Source organism: Acetobacterium sp., assembly GCF_039830195.1.
GTDB lineage: Bacteria > Bacillota > Clostridia > Eubacteriales > Eubacteriaceae > Acetobacterium.
Genome location: NZ_JBDODG010000006.1, coordinates 25,545 through 47,007, shown reverse-complemented (window position 1 = coordinate 47,007; position 21,463 = coordinate 25,545). Strand labels below are relative to the sequence as shown.

At 42.8% G+C, this 21,463-nt stretch carries 19 protein-coding genes; all 19 read left to right on the top strand.

The window, feature by feature from the left end; translation table 11 throughout:
- Window positions 1-8: 8 nt before the first annotated feature.
- Complete coding sequence (gene lon / locus ABGU93_RS01380) at window positions 9-2,396, top strand: endopeptidase La (protein WP_347411717.1); 2,388 nt, start codon at window positions 9-11, stop codon at window positions 2,394-2,396.
- Between the two features lie 100 nt (window positions 2,397-2,496).
- The gene (gene mutL, locus ABGU93_RS01375; protein WP_347411716.1) at window positions 2,497-4,653 is read left to right on the top strand and encodes a DNA mismatch repair endonuclease MutL; all 2,157 of its coding nucleotides are present in this window, start codon (window positions 2,497-2,499) and stop codon (window positions 4,651-4,653) included.
- Window position 4,654: 1 nt separating this feature from the next.
- The gene (gene miaA, locus ABGU93_RS01370; protein WP_347411715.1) at window positions 4,655-5,620 is read left to right on the top strand and encodes a tRNA (adenosine(37)-N6)-dimethylallyltransferase MiaA; all 966 of its coding nucleotides are present in this window, start codon (window positions 4,655-4,657) and stop codon (window positions 5,618-5,620) included.
- Window positions 5,621-5,624: 4 nt separating this feature from the next.
- Window positions 5,625-6,929, top strand: coding sequence for a methionine gamma-lyase family protein (locus ABGU93_RS01365; RefSeq protein WP_347411714.1), 1,305 nt, complete (start codon window positions 5,625-5,627; stop codon window positions 6,927-6,929).
- Between the two features lie 32 nt (window positions 6,930-6,961).
- Window positions 6,962-7,135 carry a DUF896 domain-containing protein gene (locus tag ABGU93_RS01360; RefSeq protein WP_347411713.1) on the top strand — a complete coding sequence of 58 codons (174 nt, stop codon included), beginning with the start codon at window positions 6,962-6,964 and terminating at the stop codon, window positions 7,133-7,135.
- A 37-nt stretch (window positions 7,136-7,172) separates the two neighbouring features.
- Window positions 7,173-8,609: an aminopeptidase gene (locus tag ABGU93_RS01355; RefSeq protein WP_347411712.1), complete on the top strand. Its 1,437-nt coding sequence runs from the start codon at window positions 7,173-7,175 to the stop codon at window positions 8,607-8,609.
- 326 nt (window positions 8,610-8,935) lie between these two features.
- A complete protein-coding gene (rsxC, locus tag ABGU93_RS01350) occupies window positions 8,936-10,267 on the top strand; it encodes an electron transport complex subunit RsxC (RefSeq protein ID WP_347411711.1) in 1,332 nt (443 codons plus the stop codon).
- Window positions 10,268-10,278: 11 nt separating this feature from the next.
- Window positions 10,279-11,235, top strand: coding sequence for an RnfABCDGE type electron transport complex subunit D (locus ABGU93_RS01345; protein WP_347411710.1), 957 nt, complete (start codon window positions 10,279-10,281; stop codon window positions 11,233-11,235).
- Window positions 11,235-11,858 (top strand): RnfABCDGE type electron transport complex subunit G, encoded by a 624-nt coding sequence (locus ABGU93_RS01340; RefSeq protein WP_347411709.1) that lies wholly within the window; start codon window positions 11,235-11,237, stop codon window positions 11,856-11,858. The genes ABGU93_RS01345 and ABGU93_RS01340 overlap by 1 nt, the downstream gene beginning before the upstream one ends.
- Before the next feature lie 13 nt (window positions 11,859-11,871).
- Window positions 11,872-12,462: an electron transport complex subunit E gene (locus ABGU93_RS01335; RefSeq protein WP_347411708.1), complete on the top strand. Its 591-nt coding sequence runs from the start codon at window positions 11,872-11,874 to the stop codon at window positions 12,460-12,462.
- Window positions 12,463-12,474: 12 nt separating this feature from the next.
- Window positions 12,475-13,053 (top strand): electron transport complex subunit RsxA, encoded by a 579-nt coding sequence (rsxA, locus tag ABGU93_RS01330; protein ID WP_347411707.1) that lies wholly within the window; start codon window positions 12,475-12,477, stop codon window positions 13,051-13,053.
- A gap of 12 nt (window positions 13,054-13,065) precedes the next feature.
- Window positions 13,066-14,067, top strand: coding sequence for a 4Fe-4S binding protein (locus ABGU93_RS01325; RefSeq protein WP_347411706.1), 1,002 nt, complete (start codon window positions 13,066-13,068; stop codon window positions 14,065-14,067).
- 169 nt (window positions 14,068-14,236) lie between these two features.
- Window positions 14,237-14,944, top strand: coding sequence for a DNA repair protein RadC (gene radC, locus ABGU93_RS01320; RefSeq protein WP_347411705.1), 708 nt, complete (start codon window positions 14,237-14,239; stop codon window positions 14,942-14,944).
- A gap of 222 nt (window positions 14,945-15,166) precedes the next feature.
- On the top strand, window positions 15,167-16,024 hold the full coding sequence (locus ABGU93_RS01315; protein ID WP_347411704.1) for an RluA family pseudouridine synthase: 858 nt from the start codon (window positions 15,167-15,169) through the stop codon (window positions 16,022-16,024).
- A 13-nt stretch (window positions 16,025-16,037) separates the two neighbouring features.
- Window positions 16,038-18,242 carry a PBP1A family penicillin-binding protein gene (locus ABGU93_RS01310; RefSeq protein ID WP_347411703.1) on the top strand — a complete coding sequence of 735 codons (2,205 nt, stop codon included), beginning with the start codon at window positions 16,038-16,040 and terminating at the stop codon, window positions 18,240-18,242.
- Between the two features lie 12 nt (window positions 18,243-18,254).
- Complete coding sequence (locus ABGU93_RS01305; RefSeq protein ID WP_347411702.1) at window positions 18,255-18,608, top strand: cupin domain-containing protein; 354 nt, start codon at window positions 18,255-18,257, stop codon at window positions 18,606-18,608.
- Window positions 18,605-19,246 (top strand): endonuclease III, encoded by a 642-nt coding sequence (nth, locus tag ABGU93_RS01300; protein WP_347411701.1) that lies wholly within the window; start codon window positions 18,605-18,607, stop codon window positions 19,244-19,246. Before ABGU93_RS01305 ends, nth begins: the two co-directional genes overlap by 4 nt.
- 90 nt (window positions 19,247-19,336) lie before the next feature.
- Window positions 19,337-20,482 (top strand): ABC transporter substrate-binding protein, encoded by a 1,146-nt coding sequence (locus tag ABGU93_RS01295; protein WP_347411700.1) that lies wholly within the window; start codon window positions 19,337-19,339, stop codon window positions 20,480-20,482.
- Between the two features lie 72 nt (window positions 20,483-20,554).
- On the top strand, window positions 20,555-21,460 hold the full coding sequence (locus ABGU93_RS01290; RefSeq protein WP_186892985.1) for a branched-chain amino acid ABC transporter permease: 906 nt from the start codon (window positions 20,555-20,557) through the stop codon (window positions 21,458-21,460).
- Window positions 21,461-21,463: the final 3 nt, after the last annotated feature.

Here is a 21,463-nt window from a genome sequence, read left to right as displayed (position 1 = left end):
GGAAAAAAATGAGCACACTAGAAATCAAAAACGCACCATTAATCCCGATCACAGAAACTGTGATTTATCCGGGGATTTCAAATCGTATTTTTGTCAATGAGGATATTGGCAACAATATCAAAGAATTGATCATCAAGAATAATACCCTGGCCATTGGTTTATCAACAAAGGATTATAAAGGATTAGTTCAATTGACGGCTGATTCGTTTTATCGTATCGGTGTGTTAATGAAATTTGACAATATCCAAAAATCCGATAACGGGTTTATTATTGATATTACCACCATCAATCGCGTTAAAGTTCTGGATTTCACGTTTGAAGAAAAACAAATTACTGCATCTTACACTATTCAGGAAGATGTCCTGGATATCAACGCTGACGAAGAGCAGGAAATGATTTTGTACATTAAAGGTCTAATGAAAGACTTAAGTCATAATTTTAAAGGGGCTGAGTACTTTGTCAGCATCCTCGAAGGGTTGCCTTCATTAGAAGAAATTATGGGCTATACGATCCCAATGATGGGCATTCCATTAAAAAGCAAACAGGTTCTTTTGGAGATTGATTCGCTGAAAGAACGGACCCTGAGTTTTATTGATTATATCATCCGGGAAAAGGATTCGGTCCACCTACAGCTGGAAATCAGCAAAAAATATTCCCAGCGTAAGGACAAAACCTATCGTGAAGCCATGCTTCGGGAACAGTTAAAAAATATTAAAGCCGAACTGGGCGAACTCGACGAGGAACTCGAAGAAGAAGCTGATTACCGGAAAAAAGTTTTGGAATCAGATATGCCTGCCGATGTTAAAAAAATCGCTTTAAAAGAAGTCCGTAAATTTGAAAACTCACCGCCGAACGGAGGCGAAAGCAATGTTATCATGAATTACCTTGATCTGCTTTTGGAACTACCTTGGACCAGTGAGAAAAAAGAAATCGATATTGAACACGCCAGACAGGTACTGGAGTCTCACCACTTTGGTATTGACGATGTGAAAAAACGAATCATTGAGCATCTCGCCGTGATGAAATTAAAAGAAGATAAACAAGGCTCAATCCTTCTGCTGGTGGGACCTCCGGGAACCGGAAAAACCAGTTTGGGCAAGAGCATTGCGGAAGCCTTAGATCGTAAATACGTACGAGCCAGCCTGGGTGGGGTTCGGGATGAAGCCGAAATTCGGGGACATCGTAAGACTTATCTGGGTGCAATGCCAGGACGTATCATCAAAGGAATTGCCAACGCTGAAGCTAAAAACCCGGTTTTTATCCTGGATGAAATTGACAAGATGGGGATGTCCCACCAGGGTGATCCCGGTTCAGCTTTACTGGAAGTTTTAGATCCTGAGCAAAACTGTACCTTCTCAGATCATTATCTGGAAATTCCCTACGATTTATCCGAGGTGTTCTTTATTGCCACAGCCAATGACCTCAGTACGATCCCGGCACCATTGTTGGATCGTGCCGAAATTATTCAACTGTCAAGCTATACCAACGGTGAAAAGAAACGGATTGCCATTGATCACTTATTACCAAGCGTTTTAAAAGATCATGGTTTAACCACTGACATGCTTCAGATTGAGGAAACTGCTGTTGAAGCGATCGTTGAAAATTATACCGCTGAGGCGGGTGTTCGTGGCCTGACCAAACAACTGGCAAAAATTGCCCGGGTTGTTTCTGAAAAAATTGTCTCTAAAAAGGTCGAACTTCCATTTGTTGTAACAACTCAAAATATCAGTGAGGTATTGGGGAACAAAACCAGACGGCACGAAAAAGCTGGGGAAAATAACAAGCCTGGTGTTGTAACTGGAATGGCCTGGACCGCTGTCGGTGGAGAAATTCTCTTTACCGAAGCAAGTCTGATGCCAGGAAGCGGCAAGCTGACCTTAACAGGTCAACTGGGTGATGTCATGAAAGAAAGTGCCACCATCGCGATGAGTCTGATCCGGTCCCGTTTGGGTGATTTGGCCAACGGCTTTGATTATTTCAAAAATGATACTCATATTCATGTACCATCAGGTTCAACGCCAAAAGATGGACCATCTGCCGGGGTTACGCTAACCACTGCACTGGCTTCCTTGATCTTGGGCAAACCAGTTGATTCAAAACTTTCCATGACCGGAGAAATTACCTTAAGCGGTCAGGTGCTACCAGTTGGTGGTATTAAGGAAAAGGTTATCGCTGCTCAACGCAGTGGCATCACAAAAATATTGTTGCCAAAAGACAATGAAAAAGATGTCAGTGATATTCCTGAAGAAGTAAGAAATGCCTTAACCATCATTCATGTATCAACCATTGAAGAAGTGTTAAAGGAAGCATTGGGAATTGAATTACCAGAGTGCAAACCTGTATTAAACAGACCCAAAGGTGATTCTAATGTACAACTGAGTATGGTTGGTGAATAATATTACTGTAAACTTAAAAAGGGAGCTGTCAGACGACAGCTCCCTTTTTTTCTACCAGGTTTTGTCGACGGCCTTATTTTCTTATGATATAATACTTTCCATGAAAATTAAGATGTTAAATAACGAAACAATTAATAAAATAGCTGCCGGTGAGGTTATTATTCGACCGGTGTCGGTGGTCAAGGAATTAGTGGAAAATGCTATTGATGCCGGTGCTGACCAGATTACTGTAATTGTTGAGGCGGGCGGGAAAAATCGAATTACGGTCCGGGACAATGGCTGCGGTATTGCTTATAACGAGATCCCGTTGGCCTTTAAGCGCCATGCCACCAGCAAGTTAACAACCATCGAAGATCTGGAATCCATCGCATCGCTGGGCTTTAGAGGCGAGGCCTTGTCCAGTGTGTCGGCTGTCGCTAAGGTGCAGATTACCACCCGTTTCGAGCACGAAGAGGTTGGCAGTCTAACCCTGTTTGAAGGAGGCAAGCTTCTCAATCAGCGGGTTTGCGCCTATAATCGCGGTACGGAAATAACGGTGAGTGATCTGTTCTACAATACCCCGGCCCGTCGCAAACATATGGAAAAGGATAAAAAAGAAGAAACAATCGTCCGGGATCTGTTGGAGAAAATTGCTATTTCCCATCCGGGAATTCGCTTCGAGCTCAGCAGCAATGGCCGAATTGTCCTTGATACCCCGGGAACCGGTAAGGTGATGGATGTGGTCAAGGGGCTTTATGGGCTTGACATGGCAGATAATCTGATCGTCCTGAATTATGAGAACAAACCCATGAAGCTGGCGGGTTTTGTGGGAAACCTCAAAACCTTGCGAAACCATCGTGACGACCAGATTATTTTCATCAATGGCCGCTATATCAAAAACAACCGCCTGGCTCAGGCTCTGGATGAAGCCTATGAGGGCTATAGCATGAAACATCAACACCCGCTGGGCATTATTTTTATGGAACTACCCGGCCGGATGCTGGACGTAAACATTCATCCGGCTAAAACCGAAATAAAAATTCTCAATGAAAGTCTGGTCTGCCTGCTCTTTAAGCAGGGAATCCGGGAAACCCTCAGAAATACCAATCTGATTGTAGAGCTGGGGACAGCAGATGATGATCACCTTAAGATTGATGAGAAAAAGAGTAGTTTGGATAACAAGATAACTGACTACAGTGAGTTAGACGATCATGAATTAAACAGTCAGAACCGCGAAGCAAAAGCTCCGGTGTCAACGACGCAAAAAAAACGCACTGAAGATCAAACTACCATTGAGACAATGTTAAAGAAAGCAGCTTTCTTAGAGGATGATCCCAATAGGGTAAAACCGTTGCATACCAACCAATTAACGGATAGCTTTGATCATGAGCAGATTATTGGTGAAACAAAAAAATTGATACAAAAACGGAATGACGATCATCAGCCAGTCACTGTTGCTTCAGCACAGTCAGAGGTCAAATTAAAAGAGTCGCCATTAGCAGAATTCAGCAAAGATAAGCATGGGGCACCAGCTGCGAAGGATGAGGTTTTTTTAACACCGGATCTTAACAATCGGGTGGCAGAAACGCCGGAGGTATTTGAGTTAATTCAGGCAGATCCGGAAAATAGTATTCCAGAAACGAACCCGTTAGTGGCTATAAAAAAAGACGTTAATGATCTGGCCAAAATGAAAATTGTGGGACAGTTGTTTAATGTTTATATTCTTCTGGAGGGTGACAAAGAAATCTATCTTCTTGATCAGCACGCTGCCCACGAGGCTTTCTTAACCCAGGAATTGATGGAAATATTTGCTTGCAAAGAGGGGCTTCCCAGTCAGGGACTGATGACTCCGATAACCTTAAAAATTCGTCCCAAAGATTTAGCAGGTATCGAGAATGCGCTGGCCGAGTATAAGCGCTTGGGTTATGACTGTGATGTTTTTGGCGAAGATACCCTGCTGATTCGCAGTGTCCCGGTACTATTGGGCGAACCTCAAAGCCCGGGCTTATTAAAAGCGATGATTGAAGAAAATCTCTTTGAAAGTGACGAAGGTATTGATGCTAATAGGGTTTTTTCCGAAAAAGTAAAAAAGAAAATCATTACCATGGCTTGTAAAGCCGCCATCAAGGGTGGGCAATCATTGACTCATGCAGAAATCAGAAAACTTCTTGAGAATCTGATGAAACTGAGTAATCCCTATACCTGTCCCCATGGCCGTCCCATCATAATGAGATTAAAGGAATATGAATTAATGAAATTATTCAAACGGGTGATATAAGATGGAATCAAAAAAACCCAAAATATTAGTAGTGGTAGGACCAACTGCCAGTGGAAAAACTGCATTGGGTGTGGCTCTTGCCAAAAAACTCGGTGGGGAAATCATTTCAGCTGATTCCATGCAAATCTATAAATATATGAACATTGGAACGGCCAAGGTTACCTTAGAAGAAATGCGGGGAGTACCCCATCACCTGGTTGATTGTGTATCTCCAGATGAAGAATTCAGTGTGGCAAAATATAAAACGGCAGCACTGGAAGCCATCGAAGCCATTCTTTTAAAAGGAAAGCTTCCTATTATAATAGGGGGTACGGGATTATACATCAACAGTCTCACGCTACCCTGGGATTTTCAAAAAAAAGACAGCGATGAAATAATACGGTGGCGGTTAACAGCCGAAGCAGAAGTCCTGGGGAAGGAAGCTTTGTACGAGCGGCTGAAATCGGTGGATCCGGTTACGGCAGAAATCGTCCATCCCAATAATCTGAACCGTATCATCCGGGCGTTGGAAATTTATGAGCTCACTGGTAAACCGAAATCTCATTTTGACGAAGAGACAAAAAAACAGGAAGTTCCCTACGATTATATAATGCTGGGTTTGGACTGGGACCGGGAGACCCTTTATGATCGGATTAATCGCCGGGTTGATCTAATGATCGAGGAAGGTCTCATTGACGAGACCAAAATGCTGGTCGAAAGAGGATATGACTGGAGCCTGACGGCATTGAAGGCGATTGGCTACAAGGAGTTGAAACCCTATCTGGAAGGAACGTCCAGCATGGCAGAAGCGGTCACAATCTTAAAACGGGATTCCCGGCACTATGCCAAACGTCAAATGACCTGGTTTCGAAAGGATGAACGGATCCAATGGCTGAAAATGAGTGAAACCAGAGATTTGGAGACCCAGGTTGAGGAATGCCTTAGTCTGATTCTGCCCCAATTAAAAACAATAAACGAAAGTGAGTAATTGTTTGAACACACAAAAAGACATTAAAAACTATCTTGAGCTGGAATTTGAAATTTCAGCAGAAGTTATCGATTTCGTAAAAAAAGTTGAAAATGAAGTTCATTCCCAACTGGAAAAACGTGATGATCTGTCTGAGCTTCATCAGTATCGGGTGATTAAGGCGATGCAAAAGGCGGGGCTGGGAGATCGTCACTTCACCGTTTCCACCGGCTATGGCTATGACGATGTTGGACGGGAAGTTGTCGAAACCATCTACGCTGATGTTTTCGGTGCCGAAGACGCATTGGTGCGACCGCATATTTCATCTGGAACCCACGCGATTTCGTTGGCGCTGTATGGGGTATTGCGCCCCGGAGACCATTTATTGGCCATTACCGGTTCACCTTACGATACCATACGCAGTGTGATCGGACTGGAAGAGGCTTGTATGGGCCAGGGCACCATTAAAGAATTTGGGGTCACCTATGATCAAATTGAATTGCGGTCTGATGGGAGTTTTGATGAAGCAGCCATTCTTGCCGCCATTACTCCTACCACGAAAATGATTTATCTGCAGCGATCCACAGGTTATAGCTGGCGGGCAGCGCTTAGCATTGATGACATGGCAGAGATGATTGGGAAAATTCGTTCAGTAAAAGCAGATGTAGTTGTCTTTGTCGACAACTGTTATGGCGAATTTATGGACCGGGTCGAACCGGTATCCATTGGTGCCGATCTGATGGCCGGTTCGTTGATCAAAAATCCTGGCGGCGGCTTGGCTCCAACCGGGGGTTATGTCGCCGGTCGCGCGGATCTGGTTCATCTGGCAGCCTGCCGTCTGGCCGCGCCTGGAGTAGCCAGAGAGACTGGTGCGACCCTGGGAATAAACCGAACCTTGCTGCAAGGTCTGTTTCTGGCCCCAACGGTGGTAGCCCAGGCAGTTAAGTCGGCGGTACTTTTGGCAGCCTGTTATAAAAAATTGGGCTTTGCCGTTTGTCCCGAAGTGATGGACTATCGCAGTGATATTATTCAGAGTGTTTGTTTAAAAACTGCCGAAGGGGTGAAAACATTTTGCCGGGCAATTCAGGAAGCGGCCCCGGTGGACAGCCAGGCGACTCCAGAACCATGGGATATGCCAGGCTACTCAGATCCCATTATTATGGCAGCGGGTGCTTTTATTCAGGGTTCTTCCATTGAACTCTCAGCTGATGCGCCGATGCGGGAACCCTATTATGTTTATTTTCAGGGCGGCCTGACCCATTTTCATGGAAAGCTGGGCGTTTTACTCAGCCTTCAACGGCTGTTAGATCAACAACTCGTAAAAATATAAAGATTCAGACAAAAAAACAGAGGAGAAAAAAAATGATAACGAAAGAAAAAATTGATCGGATCAACGAATTGGCCCGAAAGAAAAAAGAATGCGGACTGACCGAAGATGAATCAGATGAGCAAATGACACTGCGAGCCGAATATCTGTCGGCTGTCAGAACAAATTTAAAAGCGCAACTGGACAATATAGAAATCGTCGATAAATAATAATTATAATCAGGTAGATGCTAAGGAGGAAATTACGATGAAAAATAAAGATAAAGAAAAGAGTCCCGGGGTTCTGCTTCAGGAGCAACTGGGTAAAAAATGGGAACTGGCGTGGAAAGACCTCAGTGATGAAGATGCTTTAGAAGTAAAAGAAATCAGCGAGGATTACATCCGCTTTTTATCCGCCGGAAAAACCGAACGACAATGTGTGAAGCTCAGTGTTGATCTGGCTGAAAAAGCTGGGTTCAAGCCGTTGGAAGCTTATCGGGAAGCCGGAGAAATCAGTCCCGGGGATAAGGTCTACATGATTCACAAAGATAAAACGGTGGTTTTCTTTGTGGCTGGCAGGGAGTCAATCGAGAAGGGGATGGCTATCATCGGAGCCCATATAGACTCGCCCCGGCTGGATTTAAAACCGTCGCCTCTCTATGAAAGCGACGATATGGCCTTTTTCAAGACCCACTATTATGGCGGCATAAAAAAATATCACTGGGTGACGATACCGCTAGCTATGCATGGCACGGTAGTGAAAAAAGACGGTCGGACGATTAATATTTCCGTCGGTGAAGCGTCAGAAGATCCGGTTTTTTGCATCACCGATCTATTGCCTCATTTATCGCAGGAACAAAATACAAAAAAAATGACCGAAGGAATTACCGGGGAAGGGCTAAATATTATTGTCGGCAGCCAGCCCTATCCCGAAAAAGATCTGAAAGACGGGGTTAAACTCAATATTCTCAATCATCTTTACACAAAATACGGGATGTTGGAAGAAGATTTTGCAACTGCTGAACTGGAAGTGGTACCGGCCGGAGCAGCTCGAAATGTCGGTTTTGATGAAAGTCTGATTGGCGGATATGGTCAGGATGACCGGATTTGTGCCTATACGGCGTTGCGGGCTATACTTGACCAGGAGGAAATCCCAAACCGCACCCTTTGTGTGATTCTAGCTGACAAGGAAGAAATCGGCAGTGTTGGCAACACGGGCATGCATTCCCGTTTTTTTGAGAATACAGTAGCCGAGCTGATTGATCTGATGGATGTAAAAAAAACAGAAATGGCCATGCGTCGATGTTTTATGAATTCAGAGATGCTGTCGGCTGACGTCACCGCCGGCGTTGATCCTAATTTTTCTGGTACCCATGATAAAGGAAATGCGCCGTATATTGGCAAAGGAATGGTTTTATCCAAATACGGCGGAGCTCGCGGAAAATCCGGATCCAATGATGCTCACGCTGAGTTCATGGGTAAAATGAGACAAACCCTGGAAACAGCCGGTGTAATCTGGCAGATGGGCGAGTTGGGTCGGGTGGATCTTGGCGGCGGTGGCACCATTGCTCACATCCTGGCAGAATATGGCATGGATGTACTGGATTGTGGTCCGGCACTGCTGAGTATGCATTCACCCTTCGAATTGGCATCAAAAGTTGACCTATACATGTGCTATAAGGGGTACAAAACCTTCCTGGCGTAGAAAAAATGACAAAATAATACCCTTAATATCAAAATGGTCACTTCAAAAACGCATTTGTTAATATAGTAACAAATGCTATATAATGCATTTGTGATTTTGATCATATAAATGATCACTTTTAAATGGTAATTATAGTCTAAAAAATATACTTTTAGAACTATATATTACCATTTTTTTTATCGACCCGGCGGGTACAGTATTATTTTAAACAAATTTATCAATACGTATGGAAAAAAAATAATTTATATGTTATGATACTGCCTATATATACAAGTATACAGTTTCTCTTGTGTAAAAAATTTAATTTGAGGGGTGTTTGACTTAAGATGAATGTAAAACATGGAACCTTTAAGGGGGGAATCCACCCACCCTATAGAAAGGAAAGTACTGCTGAAGTTCCTCTGGGCTTTGGCACAAAGCCGGAAATGGTGATCATACCCATGTCGCTGCACATTGGGGCACCTTGTACACCGATCGTGAAAAAAGGCGATCAGGTATTTCTTGGCCAGAGAGTCGGAGAACCGAATGGTTTTGTTTCGGTGCCGGTACACGCCAGCGTCTCGGGAACAGTTATTGCGGTTGAGGAACGTCCACATGCATCGGGAGATCGAGTCATGTCGGTTGTTATTGAATCGGATGGTTTGGATACCATTGATCCAAGTATCAAACCATATGGTACTTTAGAAGAAATGGACGCAGAGGCCATTAAGAAAATGGTTCTGAATTCTGGTATTGTTGGTCTTGGTGGGGCAACCTTCCCAACTCATGTCAAACTGGCGATCCCGCCGGATAAAAAAGTTGATTGTGTTGTTTTAAACGGTGCTGAATGCGAGCCTTATTTAACAGCCGATCATCACTTAATGCTGAATCAGGCTGAAAAGGTTGTCATGGGATTAAAAGCAGCCATGAAAGCGGTTAGTGTTGAAAAAGGTTTTATTGGTGTAGAAGATAACAAAACCGATGCCATTGAAGCACTTGTTAAAGCAATTGGAAACGATAGCAGACTGGAAGTTTATTCACTGCACACAAAATATCCACAAGGTGCTGAGAAACAATTAATTGCGGCAATCACAGGTCGCGAAGTTCCATCGGGGGCACTGCCTGCAGATGCTGGCGTCGTCGTTATGAACGTTGGTACAGCAGCTCAAATAGCAGAGTCTATGACAACGGGAATGCCTTTGTATAAACGCTATCTGACGTGCACCGGCGATGCTATCAAAAACCCACAAACCATGGAAATTCGAGTGGGTGTACCTTTTCAATCCGTTATTGACCAGTGTGGCGGCTTCTCATCTGATCCTGGAAAAGTAATCTCCGGCGGACCGATGATGGGTGTTACCCAATTTGAAACCGGAATCCCGGTAATGAAGGGAACATCAGGAATTTTATGTTTAACCAAAGAATCAGCTAAAATTTCCACACCGTCAAATTGTATCCACTGCGGTAAATGTGTCGGGGTCTGTCCGATTCACTTACAGCCATTATATATTGCTGAGTATTCGCAACGCAATAACTGGGATAAATGTGAATCAAATCATGCCATGGATTGTATTGAATGCGGAAGTTGTTCTTACATCTGTCCTGCAAAACGAACCCTGGTATCATCCATTCGTGTGGCTAAACGTGAGATTATCGCACAACGAAGAAAAGGAAATTAGGAGGAATATTGATGAATGAATTAAATCTTACAGTGTCATCATCCCCTCATATCCGGGCAAAACATTCCACAGCCAATATTATGCAAAATGTCATTATTGCTTTGTTACCTGCATTGGCTGTCGCAGGATTTGTTTTTGGGGTATGGGCATTGGCATTAGTAGCTATTTGTGTTATCTCGTCAGTGGTTACCGAAGCGGTTATTCAAAAACTGCTCAAAAAGCCGATCACAGTCAATGACTGGAGTGCGGTTGTAACTGGTGTGCTTTTAGCATTCAACTTACCGATTAACGCACCCTGGTGGATCGCTGTTGTGGGTTCCGTGTTTGCCATTGCCATCGTAAAACAATGTTTTGGTGGTTTGGGACAGAATTTTATCAACCCGGCCCTGGCAGCAAGAGCCTTCCTGTTGGCATCCTGGCCAGGACATATGACCAGTACTGCGTATATTCCTGTAACAGATACAGTAACCACCGCAACACCATTGGCTCTGTTAAAAGCGGGAGATTTGGCAAGTATGCCATCAACGATGGATCTTTTCACTGGACTTAACGGAGTATATGGTTGTATCGGTGAGATTTCAGCACTTGCTCTATTAATTGGTGGACTGTACCTTATTTTTAAAGGCATCATCAGTTGGAGAATTCCAACGATCTACTTATTAACTGTGGGAATTTTTGCGCTGCTAGTTGGACAAGATCCAATTGTGCATATTGTATCGGGTGGTGTTATGTTGGGTGCCTTCTTTATGGCAACTGACTATGCATCGTCGCCAGTAACGGCAAAAGGTCAAATAATTTATGCAATAGGTTGTGGCTTAATTACCATGATCATTCGTATCTATGGCGGATATCCAGAAGGATGTTCTTACTCAATTCTGCTGATGAATGTTGCAACACCTCTGATTGAACGCTTCACCAAAGAACGTATTTATGGTGTGACTAAGGTCAAAAAGGAGGCTAAAGCATAATGGAAACCAAAGAAAAAGTACAAATTGACTGGAAAGTCGTTTTTAAACTGGGCTTTATTTTACTTCTCATTTCTGCAGTTGCCGCCTGTTGTTTGGCATTAACTAATTATGTAACTGCTGGTACAATAGAAGAGATGAATATTCAGGCGAATACAGTAGCACGTCAAGAAGTATTGTCAGATGCTACGGAATTTGAAGAAATTTCTGCCGAAGATGTAGCGAAAATTGCTACAGAAATTGGTATGGAAAAACCGGAAGAATTACTAGAAATTTACGCTGGTAAAAATAATGGTGAAGTTGTCGGTTACACGGTTAAAACGGGTCCAACCAGTGGATTTGGTGGTGAAGTTCAGGTTTTAACTGGCGTTTCATCTGAGGGCGTTATCACCGGGATCACGATTATTAAACATAATGAGACTCCAGGTTTAGGAGCCTTGGCTACTGGTGAATGGAATGATCAGTTTACTGGAAAATCAGCAACAGAAGAGCTAGTTGTGGTAAAAGGAACTGCTAAAGAAGGCAGTAATGAAATTCAGGCTATTACTGGATCAACCATTACATCTAAGGCGGTTACTGAAGGTGTAAATACATCGATTCAAGTTTACCAGACTTTGTCGGAATAGGGGGGATATTTAGATGAATTTTATGCAAAATCTAAAAAAAGGTATTATTAAAGAGAATCCTATCTTTGTACTTTTGCTGGGGATGTGTCCTACCCTGGCGGTAACTACATCCGCTATTAATGGTATGGGTATGGGGTTGGCCACTTGTGCAGTATTGATTTGTTCGAACGTTGTAATTTCGGCACTCAGAAAAGTGATTCCTGATAATATCAGAATCCCTGCTTTCGTTGTTATTATCGCTTCTTTTGTTACGATCGTTGGAATGTTGATGAAAGCTTATTTGCCTGCTCTGGATGCGTCATTAGGGTTGTTTATTCCCCTGATCGTTGTAAACTGTATCATTCTGGGCCGAGCAGAAGCATTTGCATTTGGAAATGGAATCGCTGATTCATTTGCGGACGGGCTTGGAATGGGTCTTGGATTCACTTTGGCCTTAACAATTTTAGGCTCAATCCGTGAAATTTTAGGGGCAGGCAGTATTTTTGGGTTTTCACTATTCGGCGAAGCGTATGAACCGGTATTGTTGATGATCCTACCTCCTGGGGCATTTTTGACCCTTGGTCTTTTGATTGGCCTCATTAACTGGAAAACGAAAAAGGCATAGGGGGAGATATCGATGACTTTAATTTTTATAATGATCAGTGCAATTTTTGTCAATAACTTTGTACTGTCGCGATTTTTAGGTATTTGTCCGTTTTTAGGGGTTTCTAAACAAGTTGAAACCGCTGTTGGTATGGGTGTTGCGGTTACCTTTGTAATGGCGCTGGCTTCTGCTATCACTTATGTAGTTCAATATTCGATTCTTAATCCACTAGGGTTGGGTTATTTACAGACAATTGCATTTATTTTGGTAATTGCGACTCTGGTACAGTTAGTCGAAATGGTCATCAAAAAAGCTAGTCCATCACTGTATCAAGCCCTGGGTGTATACCTTCCTTTAATTACAACGAATTGTGCGGTTTTAGGGGTTGCTTTGCTTAACATCCAATTTCAATATAATTTTATTGAAACGATTTTCCATGGTATTGGTGCAGCTTTAGGCTTCACCCTTGCTATTGTCTTATTCGCTGGTATTCGTGAACGCCTTGAAACGTCAGCGGTACCAAAATCTCTTGAAGGTTTCCCGATTGCATTGTTGACAGCCGGATTAATGGCGATCGCATTTTTGGGATTCTCCGGAATGAAACTGGGTTAGGAGGATATGGAAATGATAAATGCGATTTTAGTTCCAGTCGGTATCCTCGGTGTATTTGGTTTAGTTTTTGGGATTGGTCTTGCGATTGCAGCCAAAGTATTTGAAGTTTATGAAGATCCGCGGGTGCCAATGGTAAGAGCGGCTCTTCCCGGTGCAAACTGTGGCGGTTGTGGTTTGCCAGGTTGTGATGCTTTAGCATCAGGAATTGTAAAAGGAACAGCAGCAATTGATGCCTGTCCAGTCGGGGGTGCAGATTGTACTGCGGCCATTGCTGAAATTATGGGCATGGAAGCAGGGAGTGCAGTAAAAAAGGTTGCCACTGTTATTTGTCAGGGTACTTGCGAAACAGCTCCAAACCGGGCCGAATACTATGGCGAAATGGATTGTCGTGAAGCCATGATTGCTTCCGGCGGGGCCAAAGGCTGCCGTTATGGTTGTATGGGATTAGGAACCTGTAAGGCTGTGTGTCCTTTTGATGCCATTGTTATGGGAGAAGATGGATTGCCTAAAATTGATCCGGAAAAATGTACATCCTGTGGTAAATGTGTGGATGCCTGTCCAAAATCGATTATGCATCTAGTTCCGGCAGTTCAGGAAGTTATTGTAAAATGCCATAATCTGGATAAAGGGAAAATTGCCAGATTGTCATGTACAACTGCGTGTATTGCTTGTGGTGCGTGTGTTAAAGCATGTAGATTTGACGCGATTACAGTTGTTAATAATTGTGCAGTGATCGATTATGACAAATGTCGTCAATGTTATGAATGTGTGGATAAGTGTCCGATGAACTGTATTTCCGGCGATGTGGAATATGGAAAATCGACTGCCTATATCATTGAAGAAAATTGTATTGCCTGCGGATTATGTGCAAAAAACTGTCCGGTTAATGCAATTACTGGAGAAATTAAAAAGCCCCCTTACATTATCGATCACGACATGTGTATTGGTTGTGGAATCTGTTTTGACAAGTGTAAGAAAAACGCAATTGAAATGCGACCTAATAAAACAAAATAAATAACAAATCTTAAAGGGCTCTTCATTGAAAAATGAGGAGTCTTTTTTATTAAGAATTTATGACAATTGAGTATTTGATTAAATTTTTAATAAGAATTTTAGGAAAGATGTATAAAATAAATTTGGATTCTGTTAAAATGGTGGTATTGTTGATACGAGGAGGCTTATGGTGAACGAAAAGTCAAACTATCACGCATCGATCAAGGAACTTCCAGAGGATGAACGACCCCAGGAAAAAATGATTCGTCATGGATCAGGAAGCTTGAGTAACGCCGAACTTTTAGCTATTATTATTCGCACCGGAACCCGCGATGCCACATCAGTTGAGGTTGGCAGAAAAATCATTGAGTATCTGGACAATGATCTGTCTTATTTTCATCAAATGGATGTTTTGGAGCTGAAAAGAAACCCAAACCTGTCTGGCGTTGGTATTGTTAAGGCATGTCAGATTAAAGCTGCCATTGAGCTTGGCCTTCGGGTGAAACAGAAAGATCTTCCGGAAATTAAAATTACCTCGCCCCAGGATGTCGTAGGGTTACTGATGGATGAGATGCAGTACCTTAAACAGGAGTGCTTTAAGATTATCATGCTGGATACAAAGAACAAGGTGATTAAGGTTGAGGATATCAGTCGCGGCACCCTTAATTCTTCATTGGTTCACCCGCGAGAAGTTTTCGTTAAAGCGATTAAGCAACACGCAGCATCAATTGTCCTGGCTCATAACCACCCCTCCGGAGAGACAGAACCCAGTACAGAAGATAAAAGCATTACCAGACGCCTTGTCGATGCGGGAGAGCTCATTGGTATTTCGGTATTGGACCATATTATCATTGGCCGAGGGACATATCTGAGCTTCAAGCAGGAAAAACTACTATAATTACCTAAAATAAAAAAATATCTAACAGCCTAACTGCAAAATAGGGTATAATAGTATGCATGTTTTTATAATTGAATGATTGCTATAAAATAATTGCAAAATTGATTAGAACAGGCAAATTAAAAATGGATTTAATCAGCAGTTTTAAAATAAGTCAGAACCGGGGGTAGAATTATCAGTCTCGTTTATACATATCAGATATCAGAAAATCACGAAAAGTTGGTGAGGGAAGAACTGGTCACCCGTTACAGCTACTCCAGCCGATTAATCAGAGAAATTAAGCGGATTGGAAAGATCAGTTTAAATCAAAAAGAGTGTTTTCTGGGACAGCAAATCAAAACGGGGGATATCATAGAAATTAAAATGCCCCGGGAACATCTTGATGGAACGCCGGTGTCCGGCAAACTCAGCGTGGTTTACGAAGATGAAGAATTACTGGTCGTCAACAAGCCGCCGTTTTGTGTGACGCATCCGACTAAGAGTCACCAATTGGATACTTTGGCAAATTACATCAGCTATCACTGGCACGATCGGGGAATTTCTGCAAAAATTCGATTTATCAATCGACTAGATCGAGATACAACCGGTATAGTAGCGGTAGCAAAGAATAAGTACGTGCATCATTATGTACAAAACCAAATGAATTCAGGAAAAGTCAGGAAGGTTTATCATGCCTTTGTTCATGGAAAACTTCCCAGAGCAGAAGGGATTATCGATGCGCCGATCGGCCAACCTTATGAGGATAGTATTCATCGGATTGTAATGGATGAAGGAAAACCATCGATTACTCGATATCGGGTATTGGAAGAGTTTAAAGATGCATCGTTAGTGGAACTGATTCTGGAAACTGGACGAACCCACCAAATAAGGGTTCATTTACAGCATCTGGGAAATCCGATTATCGGGGATCCCTTATATCATGGAGATGATTTGGAAATCAATTCTTTTGGAATGTCTCATCAGGCTCTGCATGCATGGAGTCTGGAGTTATCATTACCCAGAAAAAATCATCTGTACGTTCAGGCGGAGTATAACAGCGAATTGACAGACCTTCTAAAGCGTCTAATAGATAATAAATAGAAAAGGTGATGGAATGAGTGAAAAGCAAAAAAAAGGGATAAAAAGACGGAAAAAGAAAAAACATATTGGAGTAAAGGTGCTCATTGTACTTTTAGTCCTGGGAATTCTCGGAGTTGGTGTAATGTACTCGATATATGCAGCAAATCGTATGGATATCTCGGATTATCAGTATCAAGCTAAGGATAAGACAGAGATTTATTCGGCGGACAATGCTCTGATTGCTGAATTATATACAAAGAATCGAACCAATGTAACCATTGATCAGATTCCTGTGCAATTGCAACAGGCGCTGATATCGGTAGAGGATTCACGGTTTTATGATCATTTTGGGATTGACTTACTGGGGATTGTACGCGCCTTTTTCTCAAATATTGCCAGTAATGGTATCGGCGAAGGTGCCAGTACCATTACCCAACAGCTTTCACGGGTGTTGTTTCTGCCGGATATTGCAACCGAGCAGAATTTTAATCAGTCCCTGGTACGAAAGTTGAAGGAGATATCGATAGCGCTTCAATTAGAAGAGAAGTATACGAAGGAGCAAATTCTGGAGATGTACTTTAATGAATATTATTTTGGCTCCGGCGCATATGGGATTGAAGAAGCTGCTCAAACCTATTTCAATAAGCCGGTCTCTCAGGTTAATCTGGCTGAAGCCGCCATGTTGGCCGGTTTGCCACAGGCGCCAAGTGCATATGCTCCCAATACCGATTTCGAAGCAGCTAAAAAACGACAGCTGGAAGTTTTAACACGAATGGTCAAGGAAAAATACATCACCCAGGAAGAAGCGGACGCTGCGTATGCAATGGAACTGGTTATCCGTGATCCGGCGACCATTAGTAATGATGATCAGATTGTCGACAACTATGAAGCTTATGTCGGCCGGGCTTTGGATGAATATGCAAGACTTAAAGCATCGGCAGTAATGCAGGAACGCGGTATTACCGAAGATCAGGCGATTGATTATATTAAAGAAAACATCGCCAATGGCGGCTATCGCATTTATACGACCATCAATACGACCATGCAAGGAGATGCAATTGAGAGTTTGACCAGCTCACTGGACGGAGATATGCCTAATGAAACTGGGTCCATTGTAACAGTGGATCTGGATGGAGCGATAAAAGCATATTACGGGGGAAATACCCAAATAGATATGGCGAATACACCGAGACAACCGGGTTCAAACATCAAGCCACTCTATTATGCAGCAGCTATGGATAAAGGATTGATCACCCCATCAACGACTATTTTGGATGCCTATACGGATTTTGGTGGCTATGCTCCGAGAAATTATGATGGTGGCTATCATGGGACTGTCACAGTCCGGACGGCGCTGGTTAACTCTTATAATATACCGGCAGTTAAGGTATATGATAAGGTCGGACCTGAAGCGGCAGTGGCATTTATGCAAACAATGGGTATTTCGACTTTTGAAGATACGGATTACAATCTTGCAACAGCCTTGGGCGGAATGACGTATGGGATCAAACCGCTGGAAATGGCAGCTGCTTTTAATGTGTTCAATAATGGCGGTGTTTATAACAAACCCTATTTTATAACGAAGATGGAACAGGTCAATGGGGAGGTACTATATACAAAAAGCGATACCAGTGTGACTTCTAAAAAAGTAATGGCAGATACCACAGCGACGAACATGATAAGCATCTTAGAAGGTGTTGTTAGTTATGGTACCGGATCAGCGGCGTCTCAGATTTACACAACAGCTGGGAAAACAGGAACAACTCATGATAATAAAGATTTATGGTTTACTGGGATTACAGGAAATCTGACAACATCAGTCTGGTTGGGAACGCCAGAAAATGACGTGCTTTACGGTGGGAGCTCCAGGGCTGCTGCCATTTATGGAGATTACTTAAGCATGGTTATTGACCAGGACTTACTGACCATTACAGAAATGGAAAGAACTTCCAATGATGGCGAAACTTCTGGAGCTTCTTCCATAGATGCTGGAACAACGACCACAACAAAAGAAGAGGAAGAAAAAAAGACTGAAACCCCAACGACGCCAACGACGCCAACGACGCCAACAACGCCAACAACGCCAACGACGCCAACCGAACCAACCGAACCAACCGAACCAACTGAACCAACCGAACCAACCGAACCAACGGACCCGACCGAACCAACGGATCCAACCGAGCCAACGGATCCAACCGAACCGACGACGCCAACCGAACCAACAACACCAACTACCTAACGGAGGATTATGATGATTATACAAAATACAACGAAACGCCAGGAAATAAAACAGAACATGCGCGGTGGTAAGGGTGATGTTGAAATTAGCCATATCACCGACAATGAAATCCTTGGGGAAAATTGCCGACTCTTTGCCCAGATCACAGTGAAACCCGGAGATTCCATCGGGGAACATCAGCATGTGGGCGAACGAGAGATATTTTATTTTTTACAGGGAAATGGTATTGTTATCGACAATGGTAAGCAATCCGAAATTGGTCCCGGGGATGTGATGGTTACCCCGGATCAGAGTAGCCATAGTGTTGTCAATACAGGTAAAGAAGATTTAGTGTTTATGGCACTGATTCTCAATGAAAATTCGTGACAAAAAAGAAGATTGAACAAATTTTAGCCACACTGGAAAGCCTTTACGGCCAGGAACAGTGTGGCTTAGATTTTAATACCCCCTTTGAATTGCTGATTGCTACCATCCTTTCGGCACAATGCACAGATGTCCGGGTGAATATTGTCACCAGTGAGCTGTTTGAAAACTACAATACCCCGGAAGCTATTTTATTTTTGGGTGAAGAAGGTCTGCTGGCTAAAATTAAAACCTGTGGTTTGGCAAAAACGAAGGCCAGAAATATTATTCTGACCTGCCACCGGTTGCTGACAGAATATAACGGAATTGTTCCAGATCAGATGGATGAACTGATTACGCTTCCGGGGGTGGGACGAAAAACTGCTAACGTGGTAATGAGCAACGCCTTTAATATCCCGGCTATTGCAGTGGATACCCATGTTTTTCGGGTTTCACGACGAATTGGTCTGGCCGGGGGTAAAACCGTTCTGGAAGTCGAAAAAGAGTTAATGAAAAATATCCCCAAAGATAAATGGTCCCAGGCCCATCATTGGCTCATCTGGCATGGACGAAAATGTTGTATGGCAAGAAATCCCAATTGCGGCGGGTGTATGCTGCGCAGTCTCTGTGTTTTTGGCAGCCAAAATTTTAAAGAAGCATAGGAACAGAGCAATTATTTCTTGTGTTTTTCTTAAGAATGGTTTATGATAATCACTATAAATAATCATTGAAAAGAAAAAGGAGGAAAAGAAATGAAGAAAAGAGTTGTTAGTGTTTTACTTGTAGTTATGTTCACCGCTTCAATTTTTGCATTTGCAGGATGTTCGACATCCGGCGGTAGTGCAGATGTTGTTAAGCTTGGCTTTATTGGGCCAATGACTGGCGATGCTGCTATCTATGGAAGCTCAGCTGAAGAAGGTGCACAATTAGCCGTAGCTGAAATTAATGCTGCGGGGGGTATTGATGGGAAAAACATCGAATTGGTTGCATATGATTCAAAGGCGGATCAAACCGAAGCAATCAATGCTTATAATCGATTAAGAGACCAGGATGGTGTTGTTGCAGTAATCGGGGGAACCTTAAGTGGAGAGACCTTGGCAATGAAAGACATCATGGTTCAGGATAATATGCCAGTATTGTCGCCAACAGCAACAGCCGTTGAAGTAACTCAAGAAGCTCCTAATGTGTTTAGAGCATGCTTCCTGGATGACTATCAAGGTCAGGCTGCTGCCAACTTTGCTGCCACTACCTTAGGCGCAAAGACAGCTGCTTTATTAATTGGAACTGGTAATCCATACTCAGAAGGCGTATCAGAAGCATTTAAAGGAGCATTTACTGCTAAAGGTGGCACAATTGCCGGCACCGAATCTTACGGTACTGCGGATAAAGATTTCAGTGCACAATTGACAAAAATCAAGGAAATGAATCCTGATGTCGTGTTTGTTCCAGATTATGTTCAAACAGTTGGTCCAATTCTTCAAAAAGCTAAAGAAATGGGCATTACTGCAAAATTTGTCGGAGCTGATGGTTGGGATGGCGTACAGGAAGAATATGCTGATGCCGCTCAGGGAAATTACTTCACAAATCATTATGCAGCCGATTCACCATCTGAAACAGTCCAAAACTTTATCACTGCCTACAAAGCAGAATATGATAAAGTGCCAAACTCTTTTGCAGCTTTAGGTTATGATGCCGTTTATGCCATGGTTGAAGCAATTACCGCAGCAGGTTCAACTGAGTCAGCAGACATCATCACAGCTTTAAAAGCGACAGATCACCCAGGTGTTACCGGAACCTTGAAGTTTGACGAAGAGGGAAATCCAAAAGACAAAGAAGTAACTATTATTAAAATCGATGGCGGTCAATTAAAATACGATTCCACAGTTGTTAATAAATAGTATTCAGTAAATTACAACATTTCAAAAAGTACAAGGGATATAGGAGAGGGTAATCTCTTCTATATCCATTTTATGTTATTCTACAAAGGAGGATACATCGTGAATTTATTTCTGCAACAGCTGATCAACGGGCTTAACGTAGGGAGTATCTATGCGCTCATCGCAATCGGTTATACCATGGTATATGGCATTATTAAACTTATCAACTTTGCCCATGGTGAAATCATGATGTTCGGCGCGTATTTTGCATTCATTGCTGCCACCAGCTTTCATCTGCCGGTTTGGGCGGTACTTTTATCGTCAATGATTATTATGGCTATTATTGGTGTAGCTATTGAATTTATCGCCTATCGGCCACTTAGAAATGCGCCCAGGTTATCAGCACTGATTACTGCCATTGGTGTGAGTTTGTTTTTACAAAATCTGGCACTGATTATTTTCAAGCCGGATCCAAAAGTTATGCCAAAAATATTTCCCGAGACCATTTATAAATTAGGTGAAATCGAAATCAGCTCAACCACTCTGATTACCATAGGTTTGTCATTATTTTTTATGGTATTACTGGATCTTTATATCCGCAAAACAAAACAGGGTCGTGCCATGCGTGCCGTATCAGAAGACAAGGATGCTGCGATTCTGATGGGTATTAATGTTAATCGTACCATTTCACTTACTTTTGCTGTAGGTTCGGCTTTGGGTGCACTGGGAGGGGTTCTTTACAGTGTGGCGTATATCCAGGTTTACCCGACCATGGGTGTAATGCCGGGACTTAAAGCTTTTATTGCAGCTGTTTTAGGCGGTATCGGGATCATTCCGGGCGCCATGTTGGGTGGATTTATCATTGGGATGGTCGAAACAATGACAAAAGCATATCTTTCAACAACCTGGGCGGATGCCATTGTTTTTGCAATTTTGATCATTGTTCTTCTTTTCAAACCAACCGGTATTCTGGGCAAAAATACGAGAGAGAAGGTATAGACG

Coding starts and splice junctions, on each gene's coding strand:
- ABGU93_RS01335 (WP_347411708.1), top strand. CDS start 11,872: ATGAATTTTATGCAAAATCTAAAAAAAGGTATTATTAAAGAGAATCCT.
- ABGU93_RS01325 (WP_347411706.1), top strand. CDS start 13,066: ATGATAAATGCGATTTTAGTTCCAGTCGGTATCCTCGGTGTATTTGGT.
- ABGU93_RS01305 (WP_347411702.1), top strand. CDS start 18,255: ATGATTATACAAAATACAACGAAACGCCAGGAAATAAAACAGAACATG.
- ABGU93_RS01310 (WP_347411703.1), top strand. CDS start 16,038: ATGAGTGAAAAGCAAAAAAAAGGGATAAAAAGACGGAAAAAGAAAAAA.
- ABGU93_RS01345 (WP_347411710.1), top strand. CDS start 10,279: ATGAATGAATTAAATCTTACAGTGTCATCATCCCCTCATATCCGGGCA.
- rsxA (WP_347411707.1), top strand. CDS start 12,475: ATGACTTTAATTTTTATAATGATCAGTGCAATTTTTGTCAATAACTTT.
- ABGU93_RS01360 (WP_347411713.1), top strand. CDS start 6,962: ATGATAACGAAAGAAAAAATTGATCGGATCAACGAATTGGCCCGAAAG.
- rsxC (WP_347411711.1), top strand. CDS start 8,936: ATGAATGTAAAACATGGAACCTTTAAGGGGGGAATCCACCCACCCTAT.
- ABGU93_RS01290 (WP_186892985.1), top strand. CDS start 20,555: ATGTTATTCTACAAAGGAGGATACATCGTGAATTTATTTCTGCAACAG.
- mutL (WP_347411716.1), top strand. CDS start 2,497: ATGAAAATTAAGATGTTAAATAACGAAACAATTAATAAAATAGCTGCC.
- ABGU93_RS01295 (WP_347411700.1), top strand. CDS start 19,337: ATGAAGAAAAGAGTTGTTAGTGTTTTACTTGTAGTTATGTTCACCGCT.
- ABGU93_RS01355 (WP_347411712.1), top strand. CDS start 7,173: ATGAAAAATAAAGATAAAGAAAAGAGTCCCGGGGTTCTGCTTCAGGAG.
- miaA (WP_347411715.1), top strand. CDS start 4,655: ATGGAATCAAAAAAACCCAAAATATTAGTAGTGGTAGGACCAACTGCC.
- ABGU93_RS01340 (WP_347411709.1), top strand. CDS start 11,235: ATGGAAACCAAAGAAAAAGTACAAATTGACTGGAAAGTCGTTTTTAAA.
- lon (WP_347411717.1), top strand. CDS start 9: ATGAGCACACTAGAAATCAAAAACGCACCATTAATCCCGATCACAGAA.